Source organism: Paenibacillus sp. sgz302191 (assembly GCF_057749925.1).
This window is the reverse complement of record NZ_JBYLHY010000028.1, coordinates 67237-80193: the sequence shown is the minus strand read 5'-3', so window position 1 is coordinate 80193 and position 12957 is coordinate 67237. Positions and strand designations below refer to the sequence as shown.

Below are 12957 nucleotides of genomic sequence, written 5' to 3'. Positions count from 1 at the left end.
TCATATAGATAGCCTATATACTTTCGACATAAAAGACGAAAATCCTTTACTTCGCAAGATATTTCGTGAACTTTGCCACTATTATATCATTTTCCGAGAAAATATGATTCTTTCGCCTCTGGCATTTGCAAACGAAAAAGCTTCTCTGGGCAGCCCAAGCGGCGCAGAGAAAACCCGCAATAGTGCAGTTTTTCGCTCTCGGATAAGCCATTGGCCACGCCAACAATTCAGGCTCCCTACCTAAACCGAGTATCGCGCCCCCCAAGCCGGCTCACGAACGAACGATTCTGCCATCTTCGTGCCATACCCTTCCAAACGACCAAGCCCCCCCGATTGCAAAAAATCTCCAAAAGCCGCGCCCGGCCTTTGGAGATTCGTTATTCGTCATATTTAGCGAATTGGGATGCAGCGCCGGATTAATGCGCTCTGGGCGCCGCGACACTGGCTCGGACCAGTACTTCGGTAGGGAGTACCAGTTGTTTGGCAACCTGACGTCCTTCCAGCATGTCGATCATCATTTGCGCGGATTGATAGCCGATTTCGTAGGGGTTTTGACTTACGGTGGTCAATGCCGGGGAGCAGTACGCGGAAATGCTGATGTTGTCGAACCCGGCCACCGACACATCGCCCGGAATGCTCAGTCCAAGGCCGCGAAGCGCCTGCATCGTGCCCAACGCCATCAAGTCGCTGGCGCAAAAAATCGCGGTAACGTCGGGGTGCTGCGACATCAGCCGATAAGTGGCGTCGCGGGCACTGTCATCGGCGAACCCTCCGTCGAGCACCAGCTCTTCCTCGAACGGGATGCCGGCTTGCTGCAGCGCCTGCCGATAGCCGTCCAGACGCTTGATGCTGACGTCGGCCTGGGCATGGCCGTTCACAAGCGCCACCTTGCGGTGACCCTGATCGATCAAATATTTGGTCATCCGGTATGCGCCTTGAACGTTGTCCGATGTCACATAGCCGACATTGCTGTTCTTAAAAGGAATGTCGATAAGCACGCAAGGCAGCTTGGAGCCGACGATTTCTTTTAAATAAGGGTCGTCCAACCGGATGCCCATAATAATGACGCCGTCGACGCCGCGCTCCTGGCACAGCGATTTGTACGATTTTGCGGCCTGCTTCTGCGGCGTCGTGCTGAACAGAATGAGATCGTAATTCAGCTCCCCGGCCCGGTCGTTCATGCCGCATAAAGTTTCAAACGCAATGCTGTCTTTGGAGCTGTTGCGGGTAATGCCGGAAAGCAGCAGCCCGAGCGTTTTCGTTTTTTTGGAAATCAAGCTGCGGGCGGCCATATTCGGACTGTAACCAAGCCCCTCCGCGATAAGCTGAATTTTTTTTCGGGTATCTTCGCTCACATCGTCATATCCGTTAAGCGCGCGGGAAACGGTTGTGACGGACACGCCCGCTTCTCTTGCGATATCTTTAATCGTAATCATATGGTTTGCGTGTTCGCCCCTTTTCCAAAACGTTTTGGCAATATTTCATTCAATTTTCGTATAAATTCTATATTAATATATTACCCTTAGAGTTTCAACGTTAATTATCCGCTTTTTGAAAACGCTTAAAAAAGTGTTTTTAGGGGATTGTCAACGAATAGATCGTTATGTATAATCAAAAATAGAGATTACCAAAACGTTTCGGAAATATTTTAGTCGCTACAACGGTTGAATCATTAAGCGGGAAAAAGGAAATGATACGGATTAATTCCACTTCTTTCACTTTTCCCCTTCTTTTCAAATTTATCCGAAACGTTTCGGTAATTAGAATGCACATGGATGCATCAAGAAAACACAGAGAAAAGAGGTGGCCCGAATGGATTACCGCGTCATTAAAGAGAACGATCTCTTTCTGATGACCGATAAAACCGGCGATATTCCCGCTGGCAATGAAGCAGGTCACGGTCTGTATACGAAGGATACCCGCTTCCTGAGCGGCTTCGAAATCCGGATCAACGGCAAAAAGCCGATTCTGCTCAGTTCATCCGCAGGAACGAATTATATCGCTGCCATTCGCTTGACAAACCCTCATATGGAATCGGATGGGCAGTTGATTCTTTGGAGAGAATCCGTAGAACTGGAAAGACAACGATTCATTTATGAAGGAGCGCTTTACGAAACCGTATCATTTACCAACTTTTATCCGAAACCTGTGGCGTTCGACTTTACCGCCCGTTTCGAAAGCGACTTCGCCGACATGTTCGTCGTTCGCGGCTTTCAGAACGGCACGTTCGGGGACACGCTCCCGGATGTTCGCGAGCAAGGGAAGCTGATCAAAGGATACAAAGGCTCCGACGGCGTAACCCGTCAGACGCACATCCTCTGGGATCGCGCGGAAACGTCGATCGGCGAAGACGGCACCATCGCTTACAGCTTTGAGCTGGCTCCCAAAGAGCGCCAGTCCGTCACTTTCTTCATCGCTCCTTTCATTGACGGCGAAGGACCGAAGCAAGTTCCGGCCGGGCAAGCGATCGAGCAGCTGCAAGCTTCCTACAAGGAGTGGGACGACAATACCGCTTCCGTGGAGAGCGATCACCCGCTGTTCAACCGCCTGTACAACCGCGGACTTCAAGACCTGCGGGTGCTGCTCACCGATCTCGGCTATGGGCGATTCCCGGTAGCCGGGCTGCCGTGGTATTCGGTGCCGTTCGGCCGCGACAGTCTGATAGCCGCCCTGCAAATGCTGCCGGCAGAGCCGAACGTGGCCAAAGGCACGCTGCTCACGCTGGCCGCATATCAAGGCACCAAAGAAGACGTATGGCGCGATGAAGAGCCGGGCAAAATCATGCACGAAATTCGTTACGGCGAGTTGGCGCTGACGAATCAGGTTCCTTTTACGCCATATTACGGTACGATTGACGCGACGCCTCTATTCCTTCTACTGGCCGCCGAATACGTCGACTGGACCGGGGATACGGCGCTGATCGAGCAGTTGATGCCGAACATTGAAAACGCGCTCAAGTGGATTGATCTGTTCGGAGATGCGGACGGAGACCGATTTGTGGAATACTATCAAAAATCGTCCAAAGGCATCGCCAACCAGGGCTGGAAAGATTCCGGCGACTCGGTCGTGCACAAGAACGGCGATTATGCCAAAGCGCCAATCGCGCTGGCAGAAGTGCAAGGCTACGTGTATCATGCAAAAACGAAGCTCGCCCCGATCCTCCACAAGCTGGGCAAAGAGCAGTTGGCCGGCGAGCTGGAGCGTTCCGCGGAAGAGCTGAGACAGAAGTTCGAGGACAGCTTCTGGATGGAGGACGAAGGCTTCTACGCGATCGCGCTGGATGCCGACAAGCAGCAGGTGCAGTCCGTGACGACCAACCCGGGCCACGTTCTGATGTCCGGCATGCTGCAGCCTGACCGGGCCAAATCCGTAGTGCGCAGACTCGTTGCCGCGGATATGTTCAGCGGGTACGGAATCCGCACGATGAGCACGGAATCGTCGGGGTACAACCCGATGAGTTACCACGACGGCAGCATTTGGCCGCACGACAACTCGCTCGTGCTGCTAGGCATGAGTCGCTGCGGCTACAAGGAAGAGACGCTGCAGGTCATCAAAGGCTTGATGAAGGCGGCGGAAAGCTTCGAATACGACAGGCTGCCTGAGCTTTTCTGCGGATACGACGAATCCGTCGGGGAACCTGTGCCGTATCCGGTAGCTTGCTCGCCGCAAGCTTGGGCGGCAGGCACGCCGCTGATATTCCTGCAAACGATGCTGGGGATCGAGCCTGACGCGCTGGGCGGCACGATCCGCTTGAATCCGGTGCTTCCGGCGGGAATGACCGAGCTGAAAGTCCACCACATGACGTTAGCGCAGGGCAAATTGAGCCTGCACGTTCAGCTTGACCCGCAATCGCACAAGATTGCAGTCGACGTGCTCCATAATACGACCGGTCTTCAAGTGCTTCATTCATAAACGTATAGACGCTTAGAGATAGGTGAGATAAACCTCTATCGAGGCCTTTTCGAAGATGAGCGACCGCGTTCAGAGGTAGGTTTATTCGCCAATAAGAATGCTGTTCTACGCGCTTTAGCGCTAAAGAACTTAAACATTCTTATGTGGAAAAAAAAGGGAGGCATTATCTATGAAAAAATGGCTTACTGGCATTTCACTCGTTGCGTTATCTTCGATGATCGTCATTTCCGGCTGCGGCAGCAGCCAGAACAGTGCGTCCCCTGCCCCATCCGCTCCTGCGGCTACGGCGGGCGGCCAATCCAAATCTTCGGAACCCGTTACGATTACGTTGAACGGCTGGGGCTCCAGTCCTGAAGAAACAGCTCTGTTCCAGCAGGTGCTGAAAGATTTTCAAACCAAACATCCAAACATCACGGTCAAATTCGACGTCATCGCGGACCAATACATGGACGTAATCAAGACGCGTCTGGTGGGCGGCGAAGGAGCCGACGTGTTCTTCCTTGACGCTTTCGAAGCGCCGGGCCTGATTGCCAAAAACGTGCTCGAACCGCTCGACAGCTACGTGAAGCCTGAATTTGACGTCGCCGATTTCGAAGAACCGCTGGTCAACGCCTTTAAAGGCAAGGACGGCAAAAGCTACGGCTTCCCGAAAGATACGTCCACTCTGGCGTTATTTTATAACAAAAAAGATTTTGCGGACGCCGGCATCACCAAAGTTCCGACTACTTGGGAAGAGCTCCAGGACGCCGCCAAAAAACTGACGCAGGCTGACGGCGGCAAAGTATCCCGTTACGGATTCGGTACGGCTCCCGAGCTGGCCCGTCAAATGTTCATGATTCAAGCGGCCGGCGGCAAAGTGTCCGACGACAACGGCAACGCGGCTTTCTCGTCCCCTGAAGCGTTGAAGGGGCTGCAGCCGGTCGTTGACATGCACCTGAAGGACAAATCCGCAGGCGAGCCGAAAGATCTCGGCGCAGGCTGGGGCGGCGAAATGTTCGGCCAGCACAAAGCTTCGATGGTGATCGAAGGCAACTGGGCGATTCCTTACCTGCAAAACACATTCAAGGATCTTGATTTCGGCACGGCGGAAGTTCCGACCGTCCTTGGCAAAAAATCAACGATGGCCTACACCGTTGCTTACGTCATGAACAAAAATTCCAAGCATAAACAGGAAGCATGGGAGCTGATCTCCTACCTGACCGGCAAAGAAGGCATGAAAACGTGGACCAGCAAAGGTCTGGCGCTGCCATCCCGCAAATCCGTGTCCAAAGAGCTTGGTTTTGACAAAGATCCGCTGCGCGCTGCGCTCGTAGCCGGAAACTCCTACTCGATTCCATGGCAAGCCAAAGAAACGCTGCCGACAATTATGAACAACTTCAACAACCAATTCATCTCCGCCTACCAGGGCAAAGTATCTCTGGAAGAGGCGCTCAAAAAGGCGCAAGAAACAGCCAACAAAGAGATCGCCGCAAGCAAATAACCGGATAGACGTTAGTAACGACCGTAAAAGAGGAGAAGCTTCCTCTTTTACGGCATTTTTGAGGAAAGGGGGAGCAATCCAATGAAAAACCGCTGGAACCGCCGCAAATGGCGGGACGTCATATCCGGATATTTGTTCGTATCGCCTTCGCTTATTGTGCTTGGCGCCTTCTTTTTGCTGCCGATTTTATACGCGGTCTTTCTTTCTCTCCATAAGGTAGAACTGCTCGGCGGCGTCAACTACAAATTTATCGGCCTGCGCAATTTCACCCGCATCGCGGATGACGAACGCGCCTGGATCGGGCTGCGCAATACCGTCGAATACGCGCTGTATGTCGTGCCCGTGCAAACGATTGTCGCCATGCTGATGGCCTCCGTGCTGAATTCCAAAATACGGTTCCGCAATTTTTTCCGGGTCGTCTATTTTATGCCGACCGTTACTTCATCCGCGGTACTGACACTCATCTTCATGTGGATCTACAAATCCGACGGACTGCTCAACGATATCCTCAATATGCTTGGCATGGACAGCTATAACTGGCTGGGGGATCCGAGCGTCGCCCTCAAAGGCATTATGATTATGAATATTTTTTCCACGGCGCCGCAATTTATGGTTATTTACCTGGCAGCGCTGCAGGATATTCCCGATACGCTGTACGAGGCCGCAGGGCTGGACGGCGCCGGAACGTGGCGCAAGTTCATCTCCATTACCGTGCCCATGCTGAAGCCGGTTACCTTTTTCGTCGTGACGATGGGGCTGATCGGCACATTCCAATTGTTCGACCAGGCTTATATTTTATCCAACGGCTCCGGGGGGCCCGACAACTCGACGCTGACCCTCGTACTGCTGATTTACCAATATGCTTTCAAAAACCTGGATATGGGCTACGCCTCCGCTTTGGCTTTTATGCTGGCCTGCGCCATTATGGTCGTTACCTTGATTCAACGCAAACTGTTCGGCGAGGAAAAATTGAACTAGGAAAGGAGAGTCCCGAAAATGGCGGCATCCAAAACCCGCATGATTGTGCGCGCGTTGACTTATCTCATGCTGTTCTTCTATGCGGTCGTTACCGTAGTTCCGTTCTTGTGGGCGCTCTCCGCTTCGTTCAAAACGCTCGCGGAAATTTCCACAACCGGATTGTCGTTTATTCCCAAGCATTTTACGCTCGATAACTACAAATATATATTTACCAACGAGCAAATGTTCCCCCGCTGGTTTATCAATAGCGTATTTGTCGGTTTGTCCGTTACTCTGCTGAACCTGCTGCTAAACTCTATGGCCGGGTACGCCCTGGCAAGATTTGATTTTCCCGGCAGCAAGCTTATTTTCTTCTTCATATTGAGCATTCTGATGGTACCGGATAAGGTTACGCTGATTCCGCAATACCTGATCATTAAAGATATCGGCTGGCTGAACAGCTTCCAGGCGCTGATTATTCCCGCGGCCGTGCAAGCAACCTACATTTTCATGATGCGGCAGTTTTTCATCAGTTTTCCCAAAGAGTTGGAGGAAGCTTCCGAAATGGACGGCATGTCGCGTCTCGGCATGTTTTTCCGGGTAGCGCTCCCGCTCGCCGGACCGCCGCTGGCGGCAATGGCGATCTTCACTTTTATGGGATCGTGGAACGAATTCCTTAAGCCGCTGCTCTTCATGTCCGAACGCGCCATGTTCACGCTTCCTCTGGGCATGAACACGTTCAAAGGCCAGTACATTTCGTACTGGAACTATATTATGGCCGCGTCGATGGTCTTTACCTTGCCGGCTTTGCTCGTGTATGCATTCGGCAACAAATTTTTCATCAAAGGCATTACGTTTACCGGAACCAAATAACAACTGTTGAAACAAGGCCATGTGCTTCTGCAACTGTAGAGCGACATGGTTTTTTCTTTTGGGAAATACATGTACAGGTGAGCTTGATTGCGTATGACCAATTGAAAATTAAGGATAATATGAAACTTTATACAATAAACTTGCGTCTATTCTTAAGGAAAATATTAACATACCCTATTCAAGGAGTGAAATGTATGAAATTCAACTTGCAAACGGCCATCGTGGGCCGCACTTGCCGCACGATGCTGCTCGTCGCCGCTTTGTCGCTAACAGCCGGGGTTCAGGCGCTTGCTGCGCCGAGTTCGGACTCGGACAAAAAGGCTCCGACGATTGCCGTTACGGCATCGGATTACCACAGCGTCGCCTACAGTGACGACGGCAAGGTCTGGTATTGGGGCGGCGTAGCCGACGGCGGCGGCTCGGACCCAGTCAAGTTACGGGACAATAAGCCGGAGCTTATGCAAGGCCTGGACAACGTCCAATCCATAGCTGCCCAATACGGAAACGGCGATTTGATCTTGAAGAAGGACGGGACGGTTTGGGATTGGGGCCGCAAGTACAACGAAGCCAAGAAAATCTCGGAATTCCCTGCTCCTAAACAGATCAAGGAACTATCTCATATTACGAAAATTTCTGCTATGAACGGCCTGGCTGCCGCCCTGGATGAGGACGGCAAAGTTTGGACTCGGCTCCCTGAGCCTTACTCGACCACGCCCGTGAAACTCACCAATATCGAGAAGGCCAAGGAGATTACGACCGGTGGCCACGGCAACGTGATTATTCTGAAAGAAGACGGAACGGTATGGGAATGGTTCGCGTATTCCGAACTCGCAGCAAACACCGACTATAAAGCACATCAAATTGAGGGATTGAGCAACGTTGTAGCCTTATCGCACGGCCAATCGGGACACTACTTTGCGACGAAGAAAGACGGCTCCGTGTGGGGCTGGGGATCGAACAGATTAGGATCGCTCGGAATTCCGAAAGTTGACGAGGTTACCCGCCCCGTCCTCATTGAAAGCTTGAAAGACGCCGCTTCAATTTATACAGGTTTCTATACAACCGTGGTAGTGAAAAAAGACGGAACCGTAGGTATAATAGGCGGTGCCTTGGGAACGGATTCTCCTGTATGGAATGATAAACTGAGAAATATCGAGGACCTAAAGAATGTCACCTCCGTGGCATTGGGCTATGACCATGCGGTAGCCGTGACCAAAGACGGCAAGCTGTGGGCATGGGGACAAAATCAGGCAGGACAACTCGGAGACGCCAGCTTTAAAAACAGCGCCGTTCCAATCCCAGTCAAGCTGCCATCAAGCAAGTGATCTGTGCGAAAATAATGCCAGGCTAATTGGCGGCCAACCCGCTAGATAGAAAGACAAAGCTTTCTTGCACCGCCAGCTCGTTAAGGGCGCCCCTGCGCAGGGGCTTGGCCAATTAGCGGAAATTCTGCAAAATGGGACTATCGCGAAACCCAACCGTTTCAACTCATGCATCTACTTGGCGATTTAGCAAAAAGCCTGCAAAAGTGCAGGCTTTTGCTGTTGATATGCTTGCCTCCGAACAATTCCTGCAAATGTGCAGGTTTTATAGCTAAAACTTGGGTTTTGGCCTCTCACGATCAGAAATTCCTGCACAATCGCAGGCTTTTCCCCTAAACGTGCCGGTTCCAACGAAAATTCCTGCACTTTTGCAGGTTTTGCTAGTTTTGCAGGCTTTGCCGCGAAAGACGGGTAGACTCGGCGGACTTGGTGGACTCGGTGGAACTTGAGCGGAAGACAGGCGGAAATCGGGAGGAAAACAAACGGAACTTGGGTGGAAAACGGGCTGAAAATGGGCGGAAATCGGTAGATACAGGCGAAAGGCACTGTTTTGCGGCACGGCCCAGCTTCTCCAACGCGTTCGAGCTCAAACTTTACTCTAAACCATCCCTCCCGAACCCAGAATGTGTAAAACAAGACCATGCCCTTCTGCAACCGTAGAACGGCATGGTCTTTCTATTGCCAGGCACGCCACCGTCGAAGGCCCGACGACCGGAAGTACTAAAATCCTTTTGCCGACGATACATATGGTAGTACAGGCATTGGTTTGCTTGACTTCTTTTATCCGAGTGCAAAGGAGACGCTGTTCCATGCCATCGAATTTGCTGCGCCCATCGCCTGCCCGCAAATATTGGCTCGCCGCATCGATCATCATCGTCCTATTGGCCGGCGTCGCAGGCGGAGCTCTGTACAAATACGGAACCGGACAGCAGTTGCCCGCTCATTTGCAGGTTGCGGGCTGGAAGGCGGGCGGCATGCGCTATACCGCTTTTCAGCAGCAGTTGAATCAGCAGTTGAAGCTGCTTTCTTCCCTCAAAGTGCATCTGGAATCTGCGCATCCCAATATCGCCGCTAAAGACCTGTCGCTTGAAGATTTGGGACTGGTCGTTCATAGAGAGCAGCTGGATACCGCGATGCAGCGCTTGTTTCAAGGTTCGCTCGCCGACCGCATTGCCGCCAGATGGTCGTTAGCCAAAGCCCAATTGCCGCTGCAGGCTTCCATCGACCCGAACAAGCTGAATGCCGCGGTGAAACAAGCCTGGAAAGAGCTGTATGGCCGTAAGCCTGCCGCGGCCCGCCGCATCGTGAATGCCGATGACACGATCCAATACGAAAGTGAACGCGGCGTGCCCCGATTCGATACGATTACGCTGCGGAAAGAGCTTGAAGCGCGGATTCCGCCGATCGGCACGCTGCAAAGCGGAATGCCACCGGTAAAAGTTGCCATACCGCTCTATACGGAACAATCCTCCGTCACCGTCGATTCCCTGAAAAAACAAGGAATCGAACGCAAAATCAGCGAATTCACTACTTCCTTCCCCTCATCGGGAGAAGGGCGCATTTATAATATCCGCTCGACGGCGGCAACGATCCACGATCTGCTTCTCGTGCCCGGCGATACGTTCGATTACAGCAAAATTATCGCCCAAACCGAAGCCCGCTTCGGCTACAAAGAAGCGCCGGTCATTTTGAACGGCAAGCTTGTTCCCGGCATCGGCGGCGGCATTTGCCAAGTGTCCTCGACTTTGTACAACGCCGTACTGCGGACGGGTCTGGAAATCGTCGAGAGGCGCAACCATTCGCTGCCTGTCAGCTACGTGCCGCTCGGCCAGGATGCCACTTTCGCCAATGGCTATATTAATTTCAAATTCCGCAACAATACCGGCGCTTATTTGCTCATTCGCACCATTGCGTCCGACCGCGACGTGACCGTCAAGCTTTTTGGAAGCATGTCTGCCTCCACCACCTATGACATTGAATCCCGCATAGTGAAGACGATTTTGCCGCCGGTAAAATATGTGCACAACCCGGCCCTTCTCCGCGGCACAACCCAACCGATCAGCACGGGGAAAGTCGGATATATCGTGGAAACGTACCGCTACAAACGCCAGGACGGCCAGCTTGTCAGCCAAGAGCTGATCTCCAAAGATCAATATTCGCCCGTGCCGACCCTCGTCGCTTCCAACAGCGGCGATTTCAAACCGGACGACGGAAATTACACCGCTCCAGGTCAGCAGCCGATCGTTGAAGACGGCATCAAGGGACCCGCTTTTCGCTAGGTTTTTCCTCCTTTCAGGCTCGCTTACTTTATAGAAGTAGTGACAGGTCATATGACTCTAGATACTAGGTCATTATGACTTTTTTCTTTTATTCTTAGGTACATAGGAGCAATGAAGGAGGCAAGAAGCGATGAGCAAAGCGGATTATTTTAAAGAATTAAACTACAGACTGCGCGGACTTCCTGAAAAGGAACGTAATAATATATTATCGGTATATGAAGAGCTATTTCAAAAAGCTATCGCGAACGGGAAGCACGAGGACGAGGTCGCACAATCCCTGGGATACCCCCGGGTGCCCAACTGGGAAGCGGTGCGTGAAACCCCTCAGGAAAAAACGAAACCGGCGGCTCCGGATGCGAATCGGACGGCTTCTTTTTCCAAGCCTGAACCGCCCCAGCCTCAGCCGCAACCGCGGCACGAGCCGATCCCGGACACAAACTATTACGCCAACCCCCACGCGGCTCATTCCTTTGCGAATATGCCGCCTTATCCTTATCCATACCCGGTCAAACCCGAATCGAGCGTTAAACCCATTATCGTCAGCATTACGCTCGGTTTTTTTAATCTGCTCGTTGTCGTCGGCCCCTGGTTCGGATTATTCGCCGCCCTCATCGCCTTGTTCGTCGGCGGGTTCGCTTTAACTATAGCACCGGTCATAGGCGTTATCGGCAGCATGTGGGAAAATCCCGGGCAGGATCTTAAGCTGATTATATTCGCAATGCTCGCCTGCTTCGGCCTCGGAATCATCCTGACCACCTCTGCCACCTGGCTGTTCAAATGGTTTTTCAAAATTACCTGGAAATACATCCAATTCAACGCGAAGCTGATCAAGGGGGCATAGTCATGAAGCTTGGAATGAAATTTTTTATGCTGCTCGGCTTTGTCTGCCTGGCCGTTGGCTTGACGGGGACGGCGATCGCGTTCAAGGAGACCGATTTCAACTCCGGCATCATAAATGTCGATGTCGATCAGAAAATCAACGCCGCCGGCATCGATGCTCTTAACATCAACACCGTCTATGGGGGCGTCACCTTTATTCCTTCAAATACCGATGAGATTAAAGTACGGTTGGTCGGAACCGCCAGCGAAACTCTTGCCAAAGACTGCACCATTGACGCGACGGAAGATTCCAGCACCTGGACAGTCAACGTATGCCATAAGAAGAACAAGTTTCACATCGGCATTGATATCGACGAATTAAAAAATTTGATTGCCAATCACGAAAACCGCCTAAAAACGGAAGTCATGATTCCCGACAAAATGTTCAAATCCATTAATGTGAAATCGAATACCGGCGCCATTCAGCTAAAAAATGTCAAAGCCGAACAACTGGTCGTCAAATCCGACACCGGCGCCATAGCTCTCGACCGGTTCGAAGGCAACGATCTCGAACTGAGAAGCGACACGGGCCGGATTACGGTAGGCGACGGTCAAGGGAACGTGCGGTTGCGGACGAACACGGGGAGTATTGAAACAAAGCTGAGGGAAGTCGGGGATAACGTTAATATTAGAACGGATACCGGATCTGTCAAACTTCAATTAGGCTCCGTTCCGCCCTCCGTCAAGTTCGACCTCTCTTCGGATGTCGGCAAAGTCACCTTGGATGTGCCGGGAGTCGACGTATCGGAGAACAATCGCAACGCCATAACGGGCACGATTGGCGACGGCAATAAAAAAGTGCTTGCGCAAACTAGTACCGGATCGATCAAGGTCGAAAAATACTAGACGGAAAAAGGCGCTCACTGGCGGTGCTGCGTACAAAAACCTGCAAAAATGCAGGTTTTTCAGCTCATACACGAGCTCAGAGCCATTTTCAGCCAAAATTCCTGTACAATCGCAGGCTTTTCGCCGAAACGAGCCACTTTTATCGAAAAAGCCTGCACTTTCGCAGATTTTTCGGGCCGCCTGCGCTGCCACCTGTCAGCTACCACCTGCCAGCTACCACCTGGCCGGGCCGCTATCGCGCCTTCTTTAGCGGCAAAACAAAACAGGGCTGTCCCATAAATGCTCGCAACCACGGGAACAGCCCAAAATCAAGCAAAAGGACCTCAAATCCCACTACCAAGCGGGGAATTGAGGTCCTTTTTCAAGGCATAGCAGGGCAAGAAAACTCATAAATTGATTTTTGGGACGC

10 protein-coding genes are annotated in these 12957 nt (G+C 52.0%); 8 read left to right on the top strand and 2 right to left on the bottom strand.

Going from position 1 to position 12957, the window contains the following annotated elements; translation table 11 throughout:
* Positions 1-416: 416 nt before the first annotated feature.
* Positions 417-1436 carry a LacI family DNA-binding transcriptional regulator gene (locus tag AC3G2T_RS30090; RefSeq protein ID WP_474684292.1) on the bottom strand — a complete coding sequence of 340 codons (1020 nt, stop codon included), beginning with the start codon at positions 1434-1436 and terminating at the stop codon, positions 417-419.
* A 376-nt stretch (positions 1437-1812) separates the two neighbouring features.
* Between AC3G2T_RS30090 and AC3G2T_RS30085 the strand changes: the two genes are divergently transcribed.
* From AC3G2T_RS30085 to AC3G2T_RS30065, 5 genes are all read left to right on the top strand, one after another.
* Positions 1813-3912, top strand: a complete 2100-nt coding sequence (locus AC3G2T_RS30085; protein WP_488437835.1) for an amylo-alpha-1,6-glucosidase — start codon at positions 1813-1815, stop codon at positions 3910-3912.
* Positions 3913-4081: 169 nt separating this feature from the next.
* Positions 4082-5392: an ABC transporter substrate-binding protein gene (locus AC3G2T_RS30080; protein ID WP_474684294.1), complete on the top strand. Its 1311-nt coding sequence runs from the start codon at positions 4082-4084 to the stop codon at positions 5390-5392.
* A gap of 81 nt (positions 5393-5473) precedes the next feature.
* Positions 5474-6370 carry a carbohydrate ABC transporter permease gene (locus AC3G2T_RS30075; RefSeq protein WP_488437834.1) on the top strand — a complete coding sequence of 299 codons (897 nt, stop codon included), beginning with the start codon at positions 5474-5476 and terminating at the stop codon, positions 6368-6370.
* A gap of 18 nt (positions 6371-6388) precedes the next feature.
* Positions 6389-7222 carry a carbohydrate ABC transporter permease gene (locus AC3G2T_RS30070; protein ID WP_474684296.1) on the top strand — a complete coding sequence of 278 codons (834 nt, stop codon included), beginning with the start codon at positions 6389-6391 and terminating at the stop codon, positions 7220-7222.
* Positions 7223-7416: 194 nt separating this feature from the next.
* Complete coding sequence (locus tag AC3G2T_RS30065) at positions 7417-8547, top strand: RCC1 domain-containing protein (protein WP_474684297.1); 1131 nt, start codon at positions 7417-7419, stop codon at positions 8545-8547.
* A gap of 183 nt (positions 8548-8730) precedes the next feature.
* On the opposite strand, the gene AC3G2T_RS30060 is transcribed toward AC3G2T_RS30065, so the two are convergent.
* Complete coding sequence (locus tag AC3G2T_RS30060; protein WP_474684298.1) at positions 8731-9180, bottom strand: hypothetical protein; 450 nt, start codon at positions 9178-9180, stop codon at positions 8731-8733.
* Positions 9181-9353: 173 nt separating this feature from the next.
* On the opposite strand from AC3G2T_RS30060, the gene AC3G2T_RS30055 reads away from it, so the two are divergent.
* The 3 genes from AC3G2T_RS30055 (at position 9354) to AC3G2T_RS30045 (ending at position 12548) form a co-directional block, all read left to right on the top strand.
* Positions 9354-10823 (top strand): VanW family protein, encoded by a 1470-nt coding sequence (locus AC3G2T_RS30055; protein ID WP_488437833.1) that lies wholly within the window; start codon positions 9354-9356, stop codon positions 10821-10823.
* Between the two features lie 130 nt (positions 10824-10953).
* Positions 10954-11664: an HAAS signaling domain-containing protein gene (locus tag AC3G2T_RS30050; RefSeq protein ID WP_474684300.1), complete on the top strand. Its 711-nt coding sequence runs from the start codon at positions 10954-10956 to the stop codon at positions 11662-11664.
* Positions 11665-11666: 2 nt separating this feature from the next.
* Positions 11667-12548 carry a DUF4097 family beta strand repeat-containing protein gene (locus tag AC3G2T_RS30045; protein WP_488437832.1) on the top strand — a complete coding sequence of 294 codons (882 nt, stop codon included), beginning with the start codon at positions 11667-11669 and terminating at the stop codon, positions 12546-12548.
* Positions 12549-12957 lie beyond the last annotated feature (409 nt).

What these genes read in the sequence shown, in the direction of transcription:
- AC3G2T_RS30090 (WP_474684292.1), bottom strand. Translation starts at nt 1,436, where the DNA reads ATGATTACGATTAAAGATATCGCAAGAGAAGCGGGCGTGTCCGTCACA.
- AC3G2T_RS30085 (WP_488437835.1), top strand. Translation starts at nt 1,813, where the DNA reads ATGGATTACCGCGTCATTAAAGAGAACGATCTCTTTCTGATGACCGAT.
- AC3G2T_RS30080 (WP_474684294.1), top strand. Translation starts at nt 4,082, where the DNA reads ATGAAAAAATGGCTTACTGGCATTTCACTCGTTGCGTTATCTTCGATG.
- AC3G2T_RS30075 (WP_488437834.1), top strand. Translation starts at nt 5,474, where the DNA reads ATGAAAAACCGCTGGAACCGCCGCAAATGGCGGGACGTCATATCCGGA.
- AC3G2T_RS30070 (WP_474684296.1), top strand. Translation starts at nt 6,389, where the DNA reads ATGGCGGCATCCAAAACCCGCATGATTGTGCGCGCGTTGACTTATCTC.
- AC3G2T_RS30065 (WP_474684297.1), top strand. Translation starts at nt 7,417, where the DNA reads ATGAAATTCAACTTGCAAACGGCCATCGTGGGCCGCACTTGCCGCACG.
- AC3G2T_RS30055 (WP_488437833.1), top strand. Translation starts at nt 9,354, where the DNA reads ATGCCATCGAATTTGCTGCGCCCATCGCCTGCCCGCAAATATTGGCTC.
- AC3G2T_RS30050 (WP_474684300.1), top strand. Translation starts at nt 10,954, where the DNA reads ATGAGCAAAGCGGATTATTTTAAAGAATTAAACTACAGACTGCGCGGA.
- AC3G2T_RS30045 (WP_488437832.1), top strand. Translation starts at nt 11,667, where the DNA reads ATGAAGCTTGGAATGAAATTTTTTATGCTGCTCGGCTTTGTCTGCCTG.